Raw genomic sequence first — 21891 nt, forward strand, 5'->3', positions numbered from 1 at the left:
GGGCGGTCTCGGTCGCTCATCGCTGCTCTCCCGTTGGGGTCGGCGTCGGGATGGGAGTCGGGGGCGGGGTGTGTGTGGCCGGTGCCGGGGAGCGCGGAACCGGCGGGTTCGGGACCGGCGGGTGCGCGACCGGAGGCTGGGGCACCGCGTTGGGCTTGGCACCCGGGCCGTTCGGCGCGGGCGGCACCGGGGTGGTCGGCGCCGGTGTGGTCGGCAGGACGGCCTCGCCAGGCGGCGCACCGTTCCCAGCCGGCTCGGAGGTGGAGGGCGAAGGCGTCGGCGTCGGCGCGGGGGTGGGCGAGCCGAGCACCGAGCCGTTCGGCGCGAGGAACGCCGGGTCCGGATTCGGCACCATGCCCATCTGCGAGGCCTTCGACGCCAGCGCGCCGGGGCCGTCCAGGCTGTTGAGGGACTGCTGGATCTGCTCGGACTGCTGCTCGAGCTTGGTCGCGGTGGCTTTCTGCTGCTTTATGGTGAACGCGCCCTTGTTCAGCTCGGTGTTGAGGAACAGCAACGCCACCAGGCCGACCGTGCCCAGCACCAACAAGACGGCCACGAAGGGCAACAGCGAAGGCGTGCCCTTACGCCCGGCCAGCACGACGAGCCGCGGGGAGATCCCGCCGCCCCGCCCGGAGCCGCCGGACCCGCTGCCGGCACCACCACGCACCGCGCTGAGCTTGCCCGCCGCGCCGCCGGAATCGCTCAAGGCGCCTAATCGGCTCGCCCCGACGCCGCTCTCGCGCACACCGGAACCGCCGGCCTTGCCCGAGCCACTCCCGCTCGTGTCCGATCCACCGGGCCCGGCCGGCCGAGCGCCGCCGCCCTTGACCTCGCCCTTGACCTCGCCCCCGCCCGAGCCCGTCGAACCACCAGCACCCGAAGCCACCGCTACCCCTTCCTCACACGCTCGGCAGCCCGTAGCTTCGCCGAGGCGGCCCGCGGGTTCTCCGCGATCTCCTTCTCGGTCGGCGGCTCGGCGCCCCGGGTCAGCAGCCTGAATTTCGGCTGGTACTGCTCCGGCACCACCGGCAGTCCCGGCGGCGCCGCCGATTCGGAGGCCGCCGCGAAGGCCCGCTTGACCAGCCGGTCCTCCAGCGAGTGGTACGACAGCACCGCGATCCGTCCGCCCAGTTCCGTCGCCGCGACCGCCGCCGGCAGCGCGCGCTCCAGCACCGGGAGTTCGTCGTTGACCGCGATGCGCAGGGCCTGGAAGGTGCGCTTCGCGGGGTGGCCGCCGGTGCGGCGGGTGGCCGCCGGGATGGAGTCCCGGACCAATTCGGACAGACGCGCCGTCGTGGTGAACGGTTCCCGGTCGCGTTCGGCCACGATGTTCTCGGCGATGCGGCGGGCGAAGCGCTCCTCGCCGTAGTCGCGCAGGATGCGGGCGATCTCAGCGGCCGGATACGTGTTCACGATCTCCGCCGCCGTGATGCCGCCGGTGGAGTCCATGCGCATGTCCAGCGGCGCGTCGTAGCTGTACGCGAACCCGCGCTCGCGCATGTCCAGCTGGAGCGAGGAGACTCCGAGGTCGAACAAGGTCCCGGACAGCGCCGGGACGCCGAGCCGGTCCAGCACCGCCGGGATCTCGTCGTACACCGCGTGCACCAGCGTCGCGCGCTCGCCGAACGGCGCCAGGCGCTTGCCCGCGGCCTCCAGCGCCTGCGGGTCGCGGTCCAGGCCGATCAGCCGCGCGTTCGGGAACCGCTTCAGGAACGCCTCGCTGTGCCCGCCGAGCCCCAATGTCGTGTCCAGCACGACCGCGCCGGGCCGCTCCAGAGCCGGGCCGAGGAGGTCGACGCAGCGTTCGAGCATGACCGGGATATGCGTCGCGCTAGTCATCGGTGGTGGTTTCCGCCTTCGCCAGTGCCGTCTTCTTACGCGCCCACGGTACCGAGCCGACCTCATAAGCCGCGCACGCCGCGCGCCTGAGCCACGCACGCCGCGCACCTTCTGGTCCCCGCCCGTTCTCCGGCTCACCGCGGGCTGGCACCGGGGAAGGTGTGCCAGCCGCGGCGGGCCGGTCGAGCGGGAGGAGGCCACAGGGCGCGCGGCGCGTGGTCCGAGCCGGCTGATCTCGTCGATCTCGCCTGAGCAAGCCGATCCGGAAGCAAGGAGTAGAGGGCAGGGGGTATTTTGCGGGGTATATAGCAGAGAGCAGTCTTAGGGAGCCGCCTCCGATCCGCTCGCCGAGAACGCGGACTCGGCCTCGCCCAGGTAGTCGGCCCACGCCGTGGCGTCCCAGACCTCCAGCCGGGTGTCGGCGCCGATCACCACGCACTCCCGGGTCAGCCCGGCGTACTCGCGCAGCGGCGCCGGGATCACGATCCGGCCCTGCGTGTCCGGCTGGCAGTCGTAGGCGCTGGCGAAGAACACCCGGTGGTAGTCCCGGGACGAGCGGCCGATGCCCGCCTCGGGCGAGCCGGGCCGGGAGGCGCTGCGCATCTGCGCCGTCAACTCGGCGAAGCCCTCGGCGGTCCACACCGCCAGACAGCGCTCCTGCCCCTTGGTCACCACCAGACCCGCAGCCAGTTCCTCGCGGAACCTGGCCGGCAGGATCAACCGGCCTTTGTCGTCCAAGGAGGGCGTGTAGGTCCCGAGGAACACTCGCGCCTCCTCCCGGGCCGTCGGCGTCCAAGTCGGTGTCCAGGTCGGTGTCCAGGTCGGTATCGATAGAACGGCGGGTCCGTAAAAAATCTGCGCATTGCGCGGTAGGCCGAATCCGGGCCCGGTGCCGCTCCACTTCCCCCCACTGTACTCCACCAAACCTCGCGGGCAACCCGGGAACGTGGAATCCGAGCAGGTCACAGTGGCCTCGGACACCCGTTCGGTGATTGCCCCGAACGGGCGGTGCAACGGGAATCGTCCGGCACGCGTCTTGTCTTCAACGAGCGGGGAAAGCGGGTGGTCCAGACCAGTGGGACAAACTTTTGACCGGATCTATTGCCCTACCGGCCCCGCTGTGAGCGAAGATCTGAGGAGTACATGTTTTCTGCTGACCGCGCGCCGTGCGATCAGCGGTGGAGTGCTATCGGTCGCGTGCGAAGGAGTGCGCGGCGGGGGCCTGGCCGGCGCGGGGTCCCGGATCGGAACAGATCCGGAGAATCCGCGGCGGCGGGCGGGGCGGCCGTGCGATCACCGCACGGCCGATCTGACAGCGGTGGGAGGAACCTGTGACGGTCGGCAACAGCGAACTGGGTTACACCGGGGGCGGCGGCGGTCTGGACGCCGTCACGGCGCCCGGCGCGCGTGCGCGGACCGGGGTCGGCCCCGCCGACCTGGAGCGCATCGCCGCGACCACCACCCGGATCCGGACCGCGGTGGAGACGGTCATCGAGGGCAAGCCCGAGGTGGTCAAGCTGGCGGTCACGGTGCTGCTGGCCGAGGGCCACCTGCTGCTGGAGGACGTGCCCGGGGTCGGCAAGACCATGCTGGCCAAGGCGCTGGCCAAGTCCATCGACTGCACCGTGCGGCGGATCCAGTTCACCCCGGACCTGCTGCCCTCGGACATCACCGGGGTGTCGATCTTCGACCAGCAGCGCAAGGAGTTCGAGTTCAAGCCCGGCGCCATCTTCGCCAACTTCGTGGTGGGCGACGAGATCAACCGCGCCTCGCCCAAGACCCAGTCGGCGCTGCTGGAGTCGATGGAGGAGCGGCAGGTGACGGTGGACGGCACCACGTTCCACCTGGAGGCGCCGTTCATGGTGGTGGCCACCCAGAACCCGATCGAGATGGAGGGCACCTACCCGCTGCCCGAGGCCCAGCGCGACCGGTTCATGGCCCGCATCTCCGTCGGCTACCCGGCCCCGGCCGCCGAGCTGCGGATGCTGGACACCCACGGCCAGATCTCGCCGCTGGACGACCTGCGCCCGGTGGCCGACGCCTCCGAGGTGGCGCACCTGATCGAGGCGGTGCGGCACATCCACGTCTCCGACGAGGTCCGGCGCTACACCGTGGACCTGGTGAACGCCTCGCGCACCTCCCCCGAGCTGCGCCTGGGCGCCTCGCCCCGGGCCACGCTGCAGCTGGTCCGGGCGGCCCGGGCGGCCGCGGCGATGGAGGGCCGCGACTTCGTGCTCCCGGACGACATCCAGCACCTGGCGGTCTCGGTCCTGGCGCACCGCCTGCTGCCCACCGCCGAGACCCAGATCAGCCGCCGCACCACCGAGCAGGTGGTGGCCGGGCTGGTCGCCGCGGTCCCGGTGCCGTCGCTCGGCGGCGGTGCGCACCACTCCCGCCGCTAGCGCCGAGGAAGGGCATCATGTCCGCCCAACAAAACCAGAACACCGAGAACACCGACGGACGCGGCGGGCGGCTGTCCGGGCTCACCACCCGGGGCCGGTCGTTCCTGGCCGCGGGCCTGGCGGCGATGGCCTGCGGCATGCTGTTCGACTACAAGGTGCTGCTGCGGGTCGGCGCGATGCTGGCGATGCTGCCGCTGATCGCGATCATGGTGCTGGCCCGCACCCGGTACCGGGTGTCGTGCCGGCGGGCGCTGGAGCCGGCCCGGGTCGGGGTCGGCCAGGAGGCGCGCGTGCACCTGCGGCTGGAGAACGTCTCCCGGCTGCCCTCGGGCACGCTGCTGGTCGAGGACCGGGTGCCGTACGTACTCGGCTCCCGGCCGCGCTTCGTGCTGAACAAGGTCGAGCCCAACGGCCGGCGCCGGGTGGTCTACCGCGTCCGCTCCGACGTGCGCGGCCGCTACCTGCTCGGCCCGCTGGCGCTGCGGCTGGCCGACCCGTTCGGGCTGGTGGAGCTGTCCCGCTCGTTCTCGGCGCAGCACGCGCTGACCGTGACCCCGCAGGTCCACACCCTGCCGAACGCCCCGGTCGGCCAGGCCTGGAGCGGCCGCGGCGAGGGCCACGCGACCTCGGTGGCGGCGGCCGGCGAGGACGACATCGGCACCCGCGAGTACCGGCACGGCGACGACCTGCGCCGGGTGCACTGGCGCTCGACCGCGCGCACCGGCGAGCTGATGGTCCGGCGCGAGGAGCAGGTGTGGCAGAGCCGCGCCACGATCCTGCTGGACACCCGGGCGATCGCGCACCGCGGCGACGGCCCGGCCTCGTCCTTCGAGTGGGCGGTCTCCTCGGCCGCCTCGATCGCGATCCACATGGCCCGGCACGGCTACGCGGTGCGGCTGCTGACCGAGACCGGCCAGGCGGTGACCGCCGCGGCGCACGACTCCTCGGCGGCGGTCGGCCTGGACTTCGAGGGCATGCTGCTGGACGCACTGGCGGTGGTGGAGATGAGCAACGCCGCGACGCTGTCCGGCGCGAACTCGATGCTGCGCCAGGGCGGCGGGGACAGCCTGGTGATCGCCGTGCTCGGCGACCTGTCCGGGGACGACGCCTCGGAACTGGCCCGGGTCCGGCACTCCACGACCTCCGGCGTGGCGTTCGCGATGGACACCTCGGCCTGGCTCGGCGGTCGTCCGATGCCCCAGTCCCAGGCCCGCTTCACCGGCTCCGCGCAGGTGCTACGGGTCGGCGGGTGGCGCGTGGTGGAGGTGGAGCCGGGCGACCGGCTGCCGGAGCTCTGGGAGCAGGCGGCGCGGCACGGTTCCAAGATGGAACTGAGGGCCACGCGATGAACACCGGTGCGCGTGCGCGCGTGGATACGGGAGCGCGCGTCGATACGGGTGCGCACAGGGATTTCTGGGACCGACCAGACGACGGGGGCTGGAAGCGATGACCGGCAGATTGCGCATAGGCATAGCCGCGGCCGTCGCGCTGCTGCTCACCTCCTCCGGCCTGCTGCGGCTGCTGGCGCCGGGGACGTGGGTGTGGCCGATCGTGCTGGCGGTGATCGTGGCCGCCGCCTCCGGCGAGCTGTTCCGGCGGCTGATCCGGCCCCGGCCGCTGGTGGTGCTGGCCCAGGCCGTCGTCGTGTTCTGGTACGACATGGTGCTGCTGGCGCACGACGAGGCGTTCCTCGGCGTGCTGCCGACCTGGTCGGTGTTCAGCAGGCTCGGGAGCCTGTACTCGACCGGCGCGCACGACATCCGCGACACCTTCGTCGGCGGCCAGGCCACCTCGGGCATCGCCGCGATCCTGGTGCTGTCGCTGAGCGCGCTGGCGGTGCTGGTGGACGCGCTGGCCGCGACCTACGCGGCGGCCCCGCTGGCCGGCCTGCCGCTGCTGGCGCTGTACCTGGTCCCGGCCACCCGCAGCGGCGGCGGCTACGACTGGCTGGCGTTCGCGCTGGCCGCGGCCGGCTACACCGCGCTGCTCTCGGCCGAGGGCCGGGACCGGCTGGGCCGCTGGGGCCGGCCGCTGGTGCACGCCGGGCGGCAGCGCACCGGGGCCGACGGCAAGCCGGTCGCGGCGCCCAAGGCCCGGGTGGACACCGGCCCGATCGCCGCCACCGGCCACCAGATCACGATGTACGCGCTGGTGCTGGCGGTGCTGGCGCCGATCCTGCTGCCCACGGTCTCCGGCGGCCTGTTCGGGATCGGGCCGGACAGCGGCAACGGGAACGGCCACAAGAAGGACAACGGCTCGTTCAGCCAGGTCCTGAACCTCAAGTCGAGCCTGGCCTCCAACTCCGACGCCCCGGTGCTGAACTACACCTCGCCCAAGCCCGAGTACCTGCGGCTGCAGACTCTGGACGAGTTCAACGCCAAGAGCAACATCCCGTGGACCCCGGATCCGAACGCGCCGATGAACCCGCTCCCGGACGACGGGACCGTCTCGGCCACCGTGCCCGGCCTCACCCTCAACGGCGGCGTCCAGCCGCCCACGGTCAACCTGAACATCCAATACAACTCCCAGACGACCACCAAGGTCACCGCCACCGGGCTGAGCTCGCTGCCGCTGCCGTACCCGGCCAAGCACGTGGGGATCCCGACGGCGGGCTTCTCCTACGACGCCAACTCGCTGGCGGTCATGGGCGTGAGCCCGGTCTACGACGGGATGTCCTACAGCGCGACGGTCTACGACACGACCTCACTCGCGCCGGCCACACTGGCCGGCGTCAGCGGCCTCACCGCACAGGACATGTCCCAGTTCAAGCTGGCCCAGGACCTGGATCCCACCGGCATCCCGCCCGAAGTGGTGCAGCTGGCCAAGAGCATCGTGGCGGGCAAGACCAACCTGGTCGACAAGGCACAGGCGCTCCAGAACTACTTCCTGGACCCGGCCAACGGCTTCTCCTACACCCTGAACGTGCCGGACAACATGACCGGCGCCAGCGCGATGCTGTACCTGCTCCACAATAAGAAAGGCTTCTGCCAGGACTACGCCGACACCATGGCGGCGATGGCCCGGGCGGTGGGCATCCCGGCGCGGGTTTCCCTGGGCTTCACCCCCGGGGTACAGACCGGCAACACGTGGCAGGTGACGCAACACGACTACCACTCCTGGCCGGAGCTGTACTTCCACGGCGTCGGCTGGCTGCGGTTCGAGCCGACCGTGGGCATCGACAACACCCTGATCAGCGGCGGCCACGGCCGGATCCCGAACTACAGCACCAGCACCGCCGGCAGCACCACGACGCCGTCGCAGAACCCGACGTCGACCACCGGCCCGAGTTCCACGGCCTCCTCGGCCAACAAGTGCCCGGTGCAGATCCGCAAGGCCGGCGGCTGCACCGACACCGACACCGGCACCGGCACCGCGACCCCGGCGGCGAAGTCGAAGTTCAGCTGGCTGGGCTGGCTCGGGGCGATCCCGCGGTTCCTGCAGTACTGGCTGTTCGGCGGGTCCGGATACGCCATCGCGGTGCGGTTCGTCCTGCTGGCCCTGCTGCTCGTCGCCTGCGTGCCGATGGTGCTGCGGATCATCCGGCGGCGGGCCCGCGGCAAGCTGGCCTCCGGCCGGCGGGCGAAGGACGGTCCCGAGGGTGACGACGGCCTGGACTGGGAGTCGGCCGACGGGCCCTCGGCCCGCCGGCCCGAGGAGGACCCGGAGCGGCTGCGGATCCTGGCGGCCTGGGACGAGGTGCGGGACAGCGCCACCGACCTGGGCTACACCTGGCCGAGCTCGGAGACCCCGCGGCGCAGCGCCGAGCGGATCATCCGGCAGGCGCACCTGTCGCGGCCGGCCCAGGACGCGATGGGCCGGGTCACCGGGCTGGCCGAACGGGCCAGCTACGCCCGGACGCTGCGCCGTCCGAGTGCGTCCGGGGCCGCGCCGACGCCGGCCTTGATGGACGACGTCAAGGTGATCCGGGCCGGGCTGGCCGAGCCGGTGTCCCGGCGGACCCGGATCCGGGCCACGGTGCTGCCGCCGTCGGCGCTGGCCGCGTTGCGGGAGCGCCGGGAGGACTTCACCGGACGGGTCTATGAGCGGGTGCAGGGCGCCGGGTCGCGGCTGCGGCCTCGCGGGTCGCGGGGCGAGCCGGGCAGGCCGGGCGGGTCCGGATCGGGGTCCGGATCGGGATCGGGATCCGGGTCCGGCGAGTCGGGCGGGTCGGCCGGATCGGGCGGGTCGGCCGGCTCCCGGCCTGACCGCGGCGACGGCCACGGCGGTCGGTGACCAGACCCGGGCCCGGGAGCCGCATCCGCCCGGCCCCGGCCGCGGCCCGGTGACCGCGGGTAACAGATCCGGGTAACAGATCACAGAACGAAGGCCGGGCCCCGATCACGGGGCCCGGCCTTCAAGCTTGTGCGGAGCGTGCCGCTACATGTTGCCCTCGTCGCGGCGGCGCTGCCAGCGCTCTTCGAAGCGGCGCATCGTGGGCTGCTTGGCCTGACGGCCCTGGCGCCCTTGCCGGCCGCCGCCCTTGCCGGTCACGGCCCGGGCCCGGCGGCGGGCGATCGGCACGATCTCGCCGGGGGCCGGGATCCGGCGCCAGCTGGCGTAGGTCAGCCAGGCGCAGGCCAGCATCACCACGAAGCCGGCCACGCTCAGCGCGATCTGCGAGATCACCACTCCGGCGACCAGCATGCCGACGCCGAGCACGAAGCCGATCACGGCCAGGAGGGCACGGCGCCGGAACAGCGCGCGCAGGTCCGCTCCTTGCAGCGCGGAGGCGAACTTGGGGTCCTCCGCGTGCAGCGCGCGCTCCATCTGCTCCAGCAGGCGCTGCTCATGATCAGACAGCGGCACTTGGCCTATCCTCCCAGCATCCACAGCCACCCATCGGCGGTGACTGTCTCAAGAATAAGCAGACCACGGGGTCTACGAAAGCTCCCATCGGAACGGATCACACGACCCCTTCATCGGAACGATGCCCTGGTATGCGCTGGGCTACTCATGGCGTCATCGGCGATGGCGGGGACGCTGTCAGGTCCACCCCTTACAAGAACGTTTCGGAGCGGGAAAAGGTTCGCTTCCGGAACGGTCTGGTTCTCGCGTGAGCGGAAGTCAAGAAGCGATCTTGCGGGCCAGCAAGTGGAGCCGCCCGGCCACCGCGCGGAACTCCGGGCGGTCGGCCACGGCCGCCTCCAGCGCCGCCAGATCCGCGGCGCCGTGCGGCTCGGTGTCGACCAGGGCGCCGGGGACCAGGTCGGTGAACACCCGCACCCCGTGCACCGACTGCACCGTCAGCCCCGCGTCGGCCAGCAGCCGGGACAGCTGTTCCTCGTCGAAGCGGGCGGCCAGCGGGTCCTGCGCCCCGAACCGGCCGCGCGGGTCGGCCAGCGCGCGCCGGGCCTCGGCGAAGTGCCCGCCCAGGGCCCGGGCCACCACCGCCGCGGTCCGGTTGGCGGCCAGCACGCTCACCACGCCGCCGGGGCGCAGCACGTCGGCGACCACGGCCAGCCCGACCGCCGGGTCGTCGGCCATCTCCAGGACGCCGTGGCACAGGACCAGGTCCACGCTGCCCGGCTCGACGTGCTCCAGCAGGCCCGCGAGGTCGCCCTGGACGGCCCGCAGCGCGTCCTTGGGCACGCCGGCCTCGGCGGCCCGGCGCTCCAGCGCGGCCAGCGCGTCGGGGCTGGGGTCCACGACGGTGACCCGGTGCCCGAGCTCGGCGATCGGGACCGCGAAGCCGCCGGTGCCGCCGCCGACGTCGAGCACGTCGCGGGGGGTGGGAGCGTCCAGGACGGCGCTCACGGCCTGCCACAGGACGGCGGTGCGGGCCTGGCCGCGGCGGGCCGGGGCCGGACCCGGTCCGGCGGATCCCGCGCTCGCGGCGGGGGCGGCGGTCGCGCTGGCGGCGCTGTCGGCCATGAGGGGTGCACTCCTGCGGGTCGGCTCGGCTGGGGTTCGGCGGGCTTCGCGGCGGCCTCGGTGCAACCACCTGGGGCTTCATCGTGGCACGGTGCGGCTTCAGGGCCAGCGTAGTGGACCGGGGGGCGGGTGGTCCGGGGTGTCTCGCGGGGCGGTGGCGGGGGTCGGCGTCCCCGGCACATCAATCCCGGCACATCACTCCCACCGCGTCACTGCCAGCAGGTGTCAGTGGCTCGGGGCACGATGGTCGGGTGCGCAGCCTGCCCTCCATCCTCCACGTCGACCTGGACGCGTTCTACGCGTCGGTGGAGCAGCTGCACAAGCCGAGCCTGCGCGGCAAGCCGGTGGTGGTCGGCGGCATCGGGAACCGGGGCGTGGTGTCGACCGCGTCGTACGAGGCGCGGGCCTTCGGCGTGCACTCGGCGCTGGCGACCGGGATCGCCCGCCGCCGGGCCCCGAACGCGGCGTACCTGATCCCCCGCTTCGGCGCGTACCAGGTCTACAGCGAACGGGTCATGGCGCTGATGCACGAGTTGTCGCCGTTGGTCGAACCGCTCAGCCTCGATGAGGCATTCATCGACATATCACACTTAATGGAACCGATTGACAGACAATCGAGCCGTAATGCGACACTGAAAGCACGACAAGTAGCCGACGACCTCAGAACCCGCATCAAAGACGAAACCGGACTCACCGCCTCCATCGGCGCCGGCAGCAGCAAACTCATCGCGAAGATCGCCTCGGACGCCGAGAAGCCCGACGGCCTGGTCATCATCGAACCCGGCACCGAGCAGACCTGGCTGGACCCGCTCCCGGTGCGGGCGCTGTGGGGCGTCGGCCCGGCCACCGCCGAACGGCTGCGCAAGATCGGCGCCACCACCGTCGCCGAACTGCGGACCCTGAGCCATGCCGAACTGACCGCCGCCGTGGGCGCCTCCTACGGAGCGACCCTCTACGCGATCGCCCGCGGCCAGGACGACCGCGACGTCAGCACCGACCGGGAGCTGAAGTCGGTGAGCGTGGAGGACACCTTCGCCGAAGACCTCCTCGACCCGGCCACCATCACCTCCCACATGGACGACCTGGTCACCCGGCTGGGCAGCCGGATCCGCAAGGCGGGCCGCTCCGGCCGGACGATCACCATCAAGGTCCGGGGCCACGACTTCACCACCGTGTCCCGCAGCGAGACCACGCCCAACCCGACCGACGACCCGGCGGCCATCCGGGCCGCCACCCACCGCATGCTGCCCGGGGCGGTGGCGGCCGCCACCCAGCTCACGCCGGGCGTCCGGCTGCTGGGCGTGGGGCTCACCGGACTCGCCGAGTGGGCCCAGCTCGACCTGTTCAGCACCGAAGAGGACGACGACACGCTCGACTTCTGGGATCGGGACGCCGAGACCGGGCCGGGCGACTCCGACGAGGACTTCGACATGCCGCGGGGGGTGGTCGAGGGCCCGGTCGCTCCGGCCGCACCGGCCGCTCCGACCGCTCCAGCCGCACCGGACCCCGACCCGCAGCCGACCCAGGATCCCGCCCCGCAGCCCGACCCGGCCGACATAACAACCCCGGTCCCGACCGTCGAAGGCGAGCGCTCCCCGCGCCAGTTCGGACCGCTTCCACCCGGAACCCGCGGCGCCGTCGAGACCGCGCAAGGCGAGCGCCGCTTCCTGCCCGGCCAGGACGTGGCCCACGACGAGTTCGGCGGCGGCTGGGTACAGGGCAGCGGACTGGGCCGGGTGACCGTGCGGTTCGAACGCCCGTGGACCGGCTCGGGGCGTATCAAGACCTTGCGTTCCGACGACCCGGCCCTGCGGCTCGCCGACGCCGCGGACGTCGCCCGGGAAGCGCTCGAACTACTCGCCGGGCGCGGCCCCGACGACGGCATTAGCATCGGCGACATGACTGATGAGCCCACCAAGACCGAGGTCGTCGACAACGAACTCGAAGACCGCTTCGAGATCTGGCACGGCGACCGCCTCGCGGGCTTCGCCGCCTACCGGCGACGGGACGACGCGACGGTCTTCGTGCACACCCAGATCGAGCCCGAGTTCGAGGGCAAGGGGCTGGCATCGGTGCTGGCGCGGCGGGCGCTGGACGAGACCGTGGCCCGGGGCCAGGCCATCATCCCGGTGTGCCCGTTCATCGCCGCCTACCTGCGCAAGCACCCCGAGTACGAGGAGCACGTGCGCTGGCCCGCCGCCGACTCCCCGGCCGGCGACCGCTCCGGCGAACACTGAGAGCCGACACCGTGAGCAACCTCGACGCCAACCCACCGGAACAGGACTGCCCGGCCAAGGACGACCCGGGCCCGGTCGCCGAGTTCCACGAAGCCCGCGACGTCCCCCTCGGCGGCGTACGCGGCGTCCACGTAATGCGCGCACTCCCCCAGCGCGTCCTGCCGACCGTCGGCGCCTGGTGCTTCCTGGACCACTTCGGCCCCCAAGCCGCCGCGATGAACATCAACCCGCACCCCCACATCGGCCTGCAAACCGTCACCTGGCCATTCCAGGGCGACATCCGGCACCGCGACAGCGTGGGCTCCGACGTCGTGGTCCGCCCGCGCCAGCTGAACATCATGACCGCCGGCCGCGGCATCGCCCACTCCGAGTTCGGCATCGAGCCCGGGCAGCTCGGCCACGGCCTCCAACTCTGGACCGCCCTGCCCGACGAACACCGAGACATCGCCCCGCACTTCGAGCAGCACCAGAAACTCCCCGTCTACGAGCTCCCAGGCCTACGCGCACTGGTCTTCCTCGGCACCCTGGACAACGTCACCTCCCCGGCAACGACCTACTCCCCAATCCTCGGCGCGGACATCACCCTCAACCCCGGCGCCACCGCGACCATCCCCCTGACCAACTACCACGAGCACGCCATCATGGTCATCGCCGGCGACCTCACCACCGCCGACACGACCGTCCCACCCGGCCCACTCCTCTACCTAGGCACCGGCCGCAGCGAACTGACACTCACCACCCACACCGGCGCCCACCTGATCCTCCTCGGCGGCCAACCATTCCGCGAGGACATCGTCATGTGGTGGAACTTCGTAGCACGCACCCACGACGACATTGAGCAGGCACGCAACGACTGGGAGAAGCGCAACACCGAGCGCTTCCCGGACATCGCAGGGCACACGGTCGCCGAGCGCATCCCCGCTCCGCCGCTGCCTGGGGTGCGGCTCAAGGCTCGTGGGCGTGGGGGTCGCTAGTGGGTGCTGGTGGGTACTGCTGGTGGGTACTGCTGATAGCTGCTGCTGGTGAGGGTTGCTGGTGAGGGTTGCTGGTGAGGGTTGCTGGTGAGGGTTGCTGGCGGGGGCTGCTGGCGGTTCGGGTCTTTTGGGGAGGCTGGGGTTTGCGGGCCGGGTTGCGGTTTGGTTGTGGGTTTCAAAGCTTTTTACGCCTTCGGTCATAGTTGAGCCGGTTCGGGGTTCGTGGTGGTGGGTGTGCTTGTCGGCTGCCGGTCTTCGCGTTCACAACCCCGCCCCGCCTCAGGCCTCTTCAACTCCAGTAGGTCCGAGCACGGGCAAGATCAAGAGCAAGATCAAGATCAAGAACTGTGATGAAGAGCCGGGCCTCCGGCGGGCCTCGGCAACCTCAGGGAAACTAGCGCGGTTCCCTCGGGTGGCCAATCTAGTCTCAGCGGCGGCGGTTTGTGGGGTGGTGCGGTCCGTTCCCCTCGGTCGCGTCGTCAGCCCGGGGGGTACAGCACCGGTGTCCGGGGGTAAAGTCCGCGCGCTTGCGGTCGAGCATTTGACCTGCGGTTTTGTGCAGCGCGAACTTGACCCCCGGCCACCGGCACTGTAGGCGAAGCCCTGCCGACGCGACCGAGGGGAACGAACCGAAAACCAGCCGGAAGAATAGCAATCGCAAGGAACGAGGACACGGCTTGGTGACGCAGCTGCCGGTGAGGCTGTGGCGGCGGGTCGCTGGTCAGTTGGTCGAGAACATGCCCGGGTGCGGTGCGGCCGTGCCACAGCAACCAACCGCGACTGATATCCCCGGCTGGCCTTGCTGTCCGCAGCATCGGCTTTGGTGGCGAGGTCGATCCGCTATCCGCCGGTGTCTGTGTTGGTAGTCGGCGCGATCCGCACCCGCCAGCCGGGAATGTGCACCTCGGGGCTGGTGCGCTGCCAGGCGCTGAACCGGCGGCCGAATTTGCCGAGCCGCCGGTACCGAACCACTGGGCTTTGCCATTCTCCGACCGGTTTTCGGTTCGTTCCCCTCGGTCGCGTCGGCAGGGCTTCGCCTACAGTGCCGGTGGCCGGGGGTCAAGTTCGCGCCGTACAAAACCGCCGCCTACCTGCATGACCGCCGCGCGCGGACTTTACCCCCGGACACCGGTGCTGTACCCCCCGGGCTGACGACGCGACCGAGGGGAACGGACCGCACCACCTCACCGGCCGCCGCCGCTGAGACCGACCCGGCCACCCGAGGGAACCGCGCTAGTTTCCCTGAGGTTGCCGAGGCCCGCCGGAGGCCCGGCCCTTCACCACAGCCCTTGACCTTGATCTTCAGCTCTTGATCTTGCCTGCGCCGTTGATCTTGCTCTTGATCTGGCCTGTGCCCTTGCCCCGACTTGCTGGAGTTGAAGAGGCCTGAGGTGGGGCGGGGTTGTGAACACGAAAACCGGCAGCCGACAAACACACCCACCACCCCGAACCCCGAACCGGCACAACTATTACCGAAGGCCGTAAAAAGCCTTGAAACCATCAACAAAACCGCAGCACGGCCAACAAACCCCGACCCCACAAAAACCGACCCGAACCCGGCCACCCCAAACCAGTCCCTACCGCATCCCGCCAGTAGCCATCCGCAGCCAGCAAAACCGGCACGCCAACGCCAAATCATCACCGAAGCAAACGTTGCCTGATACGGCGCTAGTTGAAGGTGACAGGTCCGGCGATGTCACGAGCCTGCACGACAGAGCCGTCCACAGTCCCCGAGACCGTGCCGGTCACGTCGCCAGCTCCGGTCACCGTGACGACAGCCGCCCGGTGCCAGTCGGCCAGCTCGGCGGCGAGCGTCGGATCGGCGGCAGCCGCGGCTGCCAGGGCCTGCGCCAGTCCCGGTACCTGCTCCGGCTGCAGCGGGCTGTCCAACGCAGGCAACGCTTCCCCGGCTTCGCCGCCGGAGCGCGTCTTCCACTTCCCCACGATCCACGCCAACCCGGCCAGACTTCGCCGCCCGGCTTCGCCCCCAGCCGCGTCCAGTGCCTTCGACAACGCACCGGCCAACATCTGCGCGGTGACGATCTCCATCGCCCGACCCCCCAGCCCCTGTCCGGCCGGCCCCAGCGCGCGCCGGCGTCCTCCTCATACCCGTCACGACGACGGTGTCGCGCTCGCCGTGGGGTCGTTCACCAGTCCGGCACAGAGTGTGTACGATTTGTCGCTCGGCTGCCAGCGTTCGTCAGAGCCGCCCCAGCCGGGCACGGTGTCCGTGGTGCACGTCGCCGTCGGGTCGTCGAAGCGGCGGAGTACCTGCCAGACCGCTTCGCCGGCCGGCGGTGCGGTTCCACACGTCATCGGGGCCCATGGCCCGTTCTTGTCCGCGCCTGGCGGCATCGCGTGGAAGCACTGGCCCTGCTTGATGTTCTTGATGTCGTAGGGCGTCGCGCTCGTGAAGTGGTCGTGGACGTAGTTCCAGATGGGCTGGTGCAAGACCAGGACGACGAGGAAGAGAAGCCCGCCGATGATCGAGCCCCATCCTGAACTGGAAGACGTCGAGGTCGCGGGACTCGTCGGTGGCTGCGGTTGCGGCTTGTCGATGACCGGCGGGCGCGGGAGTCCGGAGCTGGCGCCCAAGGTCACTGATTCCCACGGCATCTTCGGTTTCTTGCCCGGGTCCGCTTTCGCGTGTGCCGGCACTGCTTCGGTGGCTACGAGGTCCGGAGACGGAGCGGTCCACCCGTCGGGCTGGCCGCCGGCGAGGAGTGCCTGGGCCTGGGCGACGGTGGGTCGTTGCTCGGGCAGCTTCAGTGTCAGTGCGCTGATGAGGGGGGCGAGCCGTCCGGCGCGGGTCATCGGCGGCAGCGGCTTGGTGAGGATCGCGGTCAGCGTACCGGTGCGGCTGTTCTTCTTCTCGAACGGCGAGACGCCTTCCACGGCCTCGAACAGTGTCGCCCCGAGGGAGAACAGGTCGGCGGCCGGGCCGTCGTTCTGGCCTTCGGCGCGTTCCGGCGCCATGTATGCCATGGAGCCCATGACCGATCCGGAGACGGTCATGGTGGTGTCCGTCTCGGCTTTGGCGATCCCGAAGTCGGTGAGGAGTATCTGTCCGTCGTCGGAAAGCAGGATGTTGGCCGGTTTGACGTCCCGGTGCACGATGCCGGCCTTGTGTGCGAAGCCCAGTGCGGACAGCATGGCTTCGGCGATCCTCGCTACGGCGTCCACTTCCAGCGGAGCGCCGGGCGATTCCGGATCGGCGTGGTCGGACAGCAGCGCGGTCCGCAGCGAGGTGCCGCGTACCAACTGCATGACGATCCACGGTGCGCCGTCCTCGATGACGACGTCATAGACGGTGACGATGTTGGCGTGATCCGCCAGGGCCGCGGCGTTGCGTCCCTCGCGCTGGGCCCGGTCGAGCCGTTCCGCGTGCTGTGCGGGCGGCAACAGTGACAGCATGACCTCCTTGACGGCCACGGCCCGGCCCAACTGCTCGTCGGTCGCTTCCCAGACCCGGCCGAAGCCGCCGACGCCCAATAGTTCGATCAGCCGATAGCGACCCCCCACCAACGTCCCGATCTCAGCCATCGACAATCCCCCATACGAATGCTGTCATGCCCCGGGACCGACTCCCGCCAGGAGGATAGCCGTCGTGAACGTCGGTGTACACAGCGGACGTCCCGGCCGCGGGCGGGCAACCTGGCCGCGTCCTGACTCGGCACGGTGGTCTTCGAGGCCGTCAGGAGGGGACTACCGTAGGTGATGTCCGGTGTCGTTGGTGCGTTCCGAAGAAAGCGGTGCCGAGGTGGTCAGCGACCGGATGGCCACGGTCCTGGCGCGGCTGGACCGTGGCGGGAGCGGCGACGGCGGCGACAGCTTGTCGCATCTGGCCTCCTCGACGGTGGCCGGGATCGTGGGAGTCGACGGCATGTGCGCCGGGGTGGGTACCGGGCCCGCGGGCACGGTGCCGGCCTGGGGCGGTGAGGCGGTCGGCGCCGCGTTGGAGGACCTGCAGTTCACGCTCGGCGAGGGACCGAGCCGGGACGCCGCGGTGACCGGGGTCCCGGTCCTGACGCCGGACCTGGCCGACGCCCTGGCCCGCTGGCCGGCGTTCTCCCCGGCCGCGATGGGCTTGGGCGCGCGGGCGCTGTTCGTGTTCCCGCTGCGGATCGGTGCGATCGGGGTCGGCACGATGCTCGCGCATCGGCGCGCCCCCGGCGCCCTGGCGGCGGGCCAGATGACCGACGCGCTCGCGCTGGCCGACGCGGTGACGCTCGCCCTGTTACACAGGCAGTGGTCCGCGCCGGAGGACGCCGGGCGACCGGGCCCCGGCTGGGCACAGCCCGTGACCTACCGCGCCGAGGTGCACCAGGCGACCGGGATGGTCAGCGTGCAGCTCGGGGTGAACCTGGCCGAGGCGCTGGTCCGGCTGCGGGCCCGGGCCTGGGCCGAGGACCGTCCGCTGGCCGACCTCGCCGCCGACGTGGTGGCCCGCCGCCTGCGCTTCGACGCCTCGGATCGGTGAGGACACCCGGACCTACGGCAGACCCATGGCACCCGCACCCATGGCACCCGGACCTACGGCAGACCTATGACACCCGCACCTAATGGCACCCGGACCTGCGACAGGAAGCCCGGACCAGTGACAGCCCGATCAGTGACCCCCGGATCACAGACATCCCCGACCTCAGCTGGACGGCGCGGCCACACCCGCGACCTGCCTGGCGGGTCTACCTTGGAGGCATGAGCGTGACCCGTGAACGACAACTCGTCGAGACGTTCGTCGAGGTCGCCGACACCCTGGTCGACGACTTCGACGTCATCGACTTCTTGCTCACCCTGGCCGGGCGCTGCGTGCGGCTCCTGGACGTGGACGCCGCCGGCATCATGCTCATCGACCAGCGCGGGCATCTGCACGCCGCGGCGGCCTCCACCGAGAGCGCGCGGCTGGTGGAACTGTTCGAACTACAGACCGATGCCGGTCCCTGCGTCGACTGCTGCCGCACAGGCACCGCCGTGGTCAACGCCGATCTGGGGGCCAACGCCGAGCACTGGCCCCAGTTCGCCGAAGCCGCGCGGGACTCGGGTTTCGTGGCGGTGCACGCCCTGCCGCTGCGCTTGCGGGAGACCGTCATCGGGGCCCTGAACCTCTTCAGCGCCGAGAGCCGGGTGCTGACCGAGGACGACGTCCGCGCCGGGCAGGCGCTGGCGGACGTGGCGACCATCGGCATCCTGGCCCAGCGCAGCCTGCACCAGGCCGAGCTGCTCGCCGCGCAGCTGCAGAGCGCCTTGAACAGCCGCATCGTCATCGAACAGGCCAAGGGGGTGCTGGCCGAGCGCCGCCAGGTCGGCGTCGACGAAGCGTTCCGGCTGCTGCGCGAACACGCCCGCAACCACAATCTGCGACTCTCCGATGTGGCCCGTGACGTCGCCGAACGCTCGGCGGCGGCGGCCGAACTGTGGGGCGCCTGACCGCTGGAACGAACACCTTGGAGCCGGCGAGCCCGGTGATCGCCTCGGCGCCGCGCCGGTTTGGGCTCCGGCGTTCCGGACAGCAGGAGGGGCGTCGGCCGACCCGCGTTTCGGCCGGTGGCGTTGCGATCGATTCCTGCGACCGATCGATAGCGTTGGTTTCGACTGGGCTTCGATATCAGGGATCTGGATCTGCCATGGGCTACGGAACGGCGTCGAAGAAACTGGTGCCGCGCGTCCCGCACCGGCACGGCGAGGGCGAGAAGGATCATCTGACGAGTTTCGGCGGCCTGGCCGCGCTGTCGCTGGACGCGTTGAGCTCGGTCGCCTACGGCCCGGAGGCCATACTGCTGGTGCTGGCGGTGGCCGGCACCTCCGCGCTGCGGCTGACGCTGCCGATCACCATCGCCATCACCGTGCTGCTGGCGGTGCTGGTGGTCTCCTACTGCCAGGTCATCGCGGTGCATCCGGACGGCGGCGGCGCCTACGCGGTGGGCAAGAAGGACCTGGGCGGCACGGTCAGCCTGCTGGCCGCCGCCAGCCTGGTGGTCGACTACGTCCTGACGGTCGCGGTCAGCCTGGCGGCCGGTGCGGCGAGCCTGGCCTCGGTGTTCCCGTCTCTGGCGCACCACATCCTCGGCATGACCCTGCTCGGTCTGGTCCTGATCGCGGGTATCAACCTGTGGGGCGTCGCCGAGAGCGCGCGGGCCTTCATGGTGCCGATGCTGCTCTTCCTCGGCGCCGTCTTCGCCGTCATCGGCGCCGGGCTGTTCCGGACGCATCCGGCGGCGGTGGTGGGCACGGCCGCACCCGTCCATGCCGTCGAGGCGGTGAGCGTGCTGCTGGTGCTGAAGGCCTTCGCCGCCGGCTGCTCGGCGCTGACCGGGATCGAAGCCATCGCCAACGGGGTGCCGACCTTCCGCGAGCCGCGCGCCGAACGCGCCCAGCGCACCGAGCTGATGCTCGGCGGGCTGCTGGCCGCCATGCTCCTCGGACTGGGCGTCCTGATCCACCGGCAGCATGTCGCGCCGCGCGGGGGCGTCACGGTGCTGGCTCAGCTCACCGCGGGTTCGTTCGGCACCGGCTGGGCGTACTACGCCACGAACATCATCGTCACCCTGATCCTGGCCCTGGCCGCGAACACCAGCTTCGGCGGACTGCCGGTCCTGATGAGCCTGCTGTCCCGCGACAACCGCCTGCCCCACCTGTTCGGCCTGCGTGCCGAGCGCCCGGTCTACCGCTACGGCGTGGTCGCCCTGGCGCTGCTGGCCGGGCTGCTGCTGACGGCGGTGCACGCGGCCACGGACCGGCTGATCCCGCTGTACGCGATCGGGGTCTTCATCGGATTCACCATCAGCCAGACCGGGCTGGTCCGCCACTGGTTCGGCGAACGCCCGCCGCGCTGGCGGCTGCGCGCCGCCCTCAACGGAACCGGCGCGGCCCTGACCGGGCTGGCCGCCGTCGTGTTCATCATGACCAAGTTCGCGTCCGGGGCCTGGGTCGTGGTGATCACCGTGCCGGCGCTGATGCTGCTGTTCGCCCGGATCCAGAGCTACTACACGGCTGTCGGCCGCGAACTGGACCTGTCCGGAACCTCCACACCCCCGCTGACGCCGACCCGAAGCCTGGTGATCGTCCCGGTCGGCAGTGTCAGCAAGCTGACCGAGCACGCGCTGTACGCCGCCCGGTCCCTGGCCGACGATGTGGTCGCGGTCAGCGTCTGGCCGGATCCCGGGCAGTGTTCGCAGTTCCGCGACGCCTGGGACCGGTGGGATCCCGGTGTCCGGCTCGAAACCCTGGTGAGTCCGCACCGGTCGCTGGTCCACCCGATGGTCGCCTACGTCCGACAGGCGGCGGAGGGCAGTCGGCAGGTCGCGGTCCTCATCGTCGAGGTCCAGCCGCACCGGTGGCGCTACCGCATCCTGCAGAACCAGCGCGGTCTGCTGCTGGCAGCGGTTCTGCGCGCCAGCACCGATGTCGTCATCTGCACCATCCCCTACCGCCTCACCTCGCGGTAGACGATCGCCTCCGGCGGCAACCGCGGGTCACAGCCGACGGCTACTGCGAGAGCCAGTCGGGGCCGACGGCTAGAGCGAGTCGGGGCCAACGGCTACTACACGTCACCGCCGGCGTGTGTCCTGAGCCTGCCGAGGATCCCGGTGAGCAGACGGGAGACCTGCATCTGCGAGACGCCGAGCTCCTTGCCGATCTCGGTCTGCGTCATGCTCCGGAAGAAGCGCATGAGCAGGATCTCCTTCTCCCGCGCGGACAAGGTCGCCAACAGCGGTCGCAGGGTCTCGCGATCGATGACGTTCTGGATGCCACGATCGTCGGCACCCATCAGGTCGACCGGCGAGGAGCCGGACCCGTCCTCGGTGGCGGCCGGCACGTCCAGGGACCCCACGGCGTGCAGCCCGGTCGCGCCGATCGCGTCGGCCACCTCCCCCGGATCGGCGGCCAGCAGCACCGCGAGTTCCTGGACGGTCGGAGCCCGGTTCAGGTCCTGCGAGAGGGTCTCGGTGGCGTCTCGCAGTTCACTGCTGAGCTCCTGGATGCGTCGCGGCACGTGGACCGCCCACGTCGTGTCCCGGAAGTAGCGCTTGAGTTCCCCGAGGATCGTGGGGGTGGCGAAGGTGAGGAAGCCGGTGCCGAAGCCGGGATCGAAGTGGTCGACCGCCTTGACCAGGCCGACATAGGCGGACTGGAGGAAGTCCTCCGCGGCCTGGCCGCGCACGCCGTAGCGGCCCGCGACATAGCGGGCGTAGGGCATGTACTCGGTGATCACGGCCGTCCGCAGAGCGGACCGTTCGGCGTCGTCGGGTGCCAGGCTGTGCATCCGGTCCAAAGACCGCAGCGCCGCGGCCCGCTGATCGGTCCGGTCACGACCGTGGCGATCGCGGCCGTGACCGATCCGCGGCTCGAAGGCGGGGTCGTGGGCCCGGCCGCGCTGGTGCGGCACAAGCACGGCGGCGGTCGCATCGCCGCCGATCACATCGATGTCTGTCGCATCCCAGCTGGTCGCATCCCGGCCAGTCGCGACGCCTCCCATCGCGTCGCGGCCTGTCGCGTCGGGCCGGGTGCGGAGTCCAGAGCCCGTCCGGGAACGGCGCGATTGACCTCGTGGCACGCGTGGTCGCACCG

16 protein-coding genes are annotated in these 21891 nt (G+C 71.2%); 8 read left to right on the forward strand and 8 right to left on the reverse strand.

Going from position 1 to position 21891, the window contains the following annotated elements; translation table 11 throughout:
• Positions 1–16: 16 nt before the first annotated feature.
• From ftsL to mraZ, 3 genes are all read right to left on the reverse strand, one after another.
• Positions 17–886: a cell division protein FtsL gene (gene ftsL, locus KGQ19_RS03035; RefSeq protein WP_212007491.1), complete on the reverse strand. Its 870-nt coding sequence runs from the start codon at positions 884–886 to the stop codon at positions 17–19.
• Positions 887–888: 2 nt separating this feature from the next.
• The gene (gene rsmH, locus KGQ19_RS03040) at positions 889–1839 is read right to left on the reverse strand and encodes a 16S rRNA (cytosine(1402)-N(4))-methyltransferase RsmH (protein WP_212007492.1); all 951 of its coding nucleotides are present in this window, start codon (positions 1837–1839) and stop codon (positions 889–891) included.
• 321 nt (positions 1840–2160) lie between these two features.
• Positions 2161–2604 (reverse strand): division/cell wall cluster transcriptional repressor MraZ, encoded by a 444-nt coding sequence (gene mraZ, locus KGQ19_RS03045; RefSeq protein WP_212007493.1) that lies wholly within the window; start codon positions 2602–2604, stop codon positions 2161–2163.
• A gap of 671 nt (positions 2605–3275) precedes the next feature.
• On the opposite strand from mraZ, the gene KGQ19_RS03050 reads away from it, so the two are divergent.
• The 3 genes from KGQ19_RS03050 (at position 3276) to KGQ19_RS03060 (ending at position 8474) form a co-directional block, all read left to right on the forward strand.
• Positions 3276–4241, forward strand: a complete 966-nt coding sequence (locus KGQ19_RS03050; RefSeq protein WP_368862045.1) for an AAA family ATPase — start codon at positions 3276–3278, stop codon at positions 4239–4241.
• Between the two features lie 17 nt (positions 4242–4258).
• On the forward strand, positions 4259–5590 hold the full coding sequence (locus KGQ19_RS03055) for a DUF58 domain-containing protein (RefSeq protein ID WP_230418129.1): 1332 nt from the start codon (positions 4259–4261) through the stop codon (positions 5588–5590).
• Positions 5591–5687: 97 nt separating this feature from the next.
• The gene (locus KGQ19_RS03060) at positions 5688–8474 is read left to right on the forward strand and encodes a transglutaminase TgpA family protein (RefSeq protein WP_212007495.1); all 2787 of its coding nucleotides are present in this window, start codon (positions 5688–5690) and stop codon (positions 8472–8474) included.
• A 144-nt stretch (positions 8475–8618) separates the two neighbouring features.
• On the opposite strand, the gene KGQ19_RS03065 is transcribed toward KGQ19_RS03060, so the two are convergent.
• Positions 8619–9047 carry an SCO2097 family morphological protein gene (locus tag KGQ19_RS03065; protein ID WP_212007496.1) on the reverse strand — a complete coding sequence of 143 codons (429 nt, stop codon included), beginning with the start codon at positions 9045–9047 and terminating at the stop codon, positions 8619–8621.
• 258 nt (positions 9048–9305) lie between these two features.
• On the reverse strand, positions 9306–10112 hold the full coding sequence (locus KGQ19_RS03070; protein ID WP_212007497.1) for a methyltransferase: 807 nt from the start codon (positions 10110–10112) through the stop codon (positions 9306–9308).
• A 251-nt stretch (positions 10113–10363) separates the two neighbouring features.
• Here KGQ19_RS03070 and KGQ19_RS03075 point away from each other — a divergent pair, with 251 nt between their 5' ends.
• Both KGQ19_RS03075 and KGQ19_RS03080 read left to right on the forward strand, forming a co-directional pair.
• On the forward strand, positions 10364–12349 hold the full coding sequence (locus tag KGQ19_RS03075; protein ID WP_212007498.1) for a DNA polymerase IV: 1986 nt from the start codon (positions 10364–10366) through the stop codon (positions 12347–12349).
• Between the two features lie 11 nt (positions 12350–12360).
• On the forward strand, positions 12361–13323 hold the full coding sequence (locus KGQ19_RS03080) for a pirin family protein (protein WP_212007499.1): 963 nt from the start codon (positions 12361–12363) through the stop codon (positions 13321–13323).
• 1668 nt (positions 13324–14991) lie between these two features.
• On the opposite strand, the gene KGQ19_RS03085 is transcribed toward KGQ19_RS03080, so the two are convergent.
• Entirely contained in the window at positions 14992–15372 is a 381-nt protein-coding gene (locus KGQ19_RS03085) for a hypothetical protein (RefSeq protein ID WP_212007500.1), read from the reverse strand.
• Between the two features lie 63 nt (positions 15373–15435).
• Positions 15436–16866 (reverse strand): serine/threonine-protein kinase, encoded by a 1431-nt coding sequence (locus KGQ19_RS03090; RefSeq protein ID WP_212007501.1) that lies wholly within the window; start codon positions 16864–16866, stop codon positions 15436–15438.
• Between the two features lie 190 nt (positions 16867–17056).
• Between KGQ19_RS03090 and KGQ19_RS03095 the strand changes: the two genes are divergently transcribed.
• From KGQ19_RS03095 to KGQ19_RS03105, 3 genes are all read left to right on the forward strand, one after another.
• Positions 17057–17803, forward strand: a complete 747-nt coding sequence (locus KGQ19_RS03095) for an ANTAR domain-containing protein (RefSeq protein ID WP_212007502.1) — start codon at positions 17057–17059, stop codon at positions 17801–17803.
• 218 nt (positions 17804–18021) lie between these two features.
• The gene (locus tag KGQ19_RS03100; RefSeq protein WP_212007503.1) at positions 18022–18750 is read left to right on the forward strand and encodes a GAF and ANTAR domain-containing protein; all 729 of its coding nucleotides are present in this window, start codon (positions 18022–18024) and stop codon (positions 18748–18750) included.
• 197 nt (positions 18751–18947) lie between these two features.
• A complete protein-coding gene (locus KGQ19_RS03105; RefSeq protein ID WP_212007504.1) occupies positions 18948–20768 on the forward strand; it encodes an APC family permease in 1821 nt (606 codons plus the stop codon).
• Positions 20769–20863: 95 nt separating this feature from the next.
• Here KGQ19_RS03105 and KGQ19_RS03110 read toward each other — a convergent pair whose 3' ends face one another.
• Positions 20864–21799: a SigB/SigF/SigG family RNA polymerase sigma factor gene (locus KGQ19_RS03110; protein WP_230418130.1), complete on the reverse strand. Its 936-nt coding sequence runs from the start codon at positions 21797–21799 to the stop codon at positions 20864–20866.
• Positions 21800–21891: the final 92 nt, after the last annotated feature.

It is taken from the genome of Catenulispora pinistramenti, assembly GCF_018274385.1.
GTDB classification, from domain to species: Bacteria; Actinomycetota; Actinomycetes; order Streptomycetales; family Catenulisporaceae; genus Catenulispora; species Catenulispora pinistramenti.

Coding starts and splice junctions, on each gene's coding strand:
- rsmH (WP_212007492.1), bottom strand. CDS start 1,839: ATGACTAGCGCGACGCATATCCCGGTCATGCTCGAACGCTGCGTCGAC.
- KGQ19_RS03055 (WP_230418129.1), top strand. CDS start 4,259: ATGTCCGCCCAACAAAACCAGAACACCGAGAACACCGACGGACGCGGC.
- KGQ19_RS03060 (WP_212007495.1), top strand. CDS start 5,688: ATGACCGGCAGATTGCGCATAGGCATAGCCGCGGCCGTCGCGCTGCTG.
- KGQ19_RS03070 (WP_212007497.1), bottom strand. CDS start 10,112: ATGGCCGACAGCGCCGCCAGCGCGACCGCCGCCCCCGCCGCGAGCGCG.
- KGQ19_RS03085 (WP_212007500.1), bottom strand. CDS start 15,372: ATGGAGATCGTCACCGCGCAGATGTTGGCCGGTGCGTTGTCGAAGGCA.
- KGQ19_RS03090 (WP_212007501.1), bottom strand. CDS start 16,866: ATGGCTGAGATCGGGACGTTGGTGGGGGGTCGCTATCGGCTGATCGAA.
- KGQ19_RS03100 (WP_212007503.1), top strand. CDS start 18,022: ATGAGCGTGACCCGTGAACGACAACTCGTCGAGACGTTCGTCGAGGTC.
- KGQ19_RS03105 (WP_212007504.1), top strand. CDS start 18,948: ATGGGCTACGGAACGGCGTCGAAGAAACTGGTGCCGCGCGTCCCGCAC.
- KGQ19_RS03110 (WP_230418130.1), bottom strand. CDS start 21,799: ATGGGAGGCGTCGCGACTGGCCGGGATGCGACCAGCTGGGATGCGACA.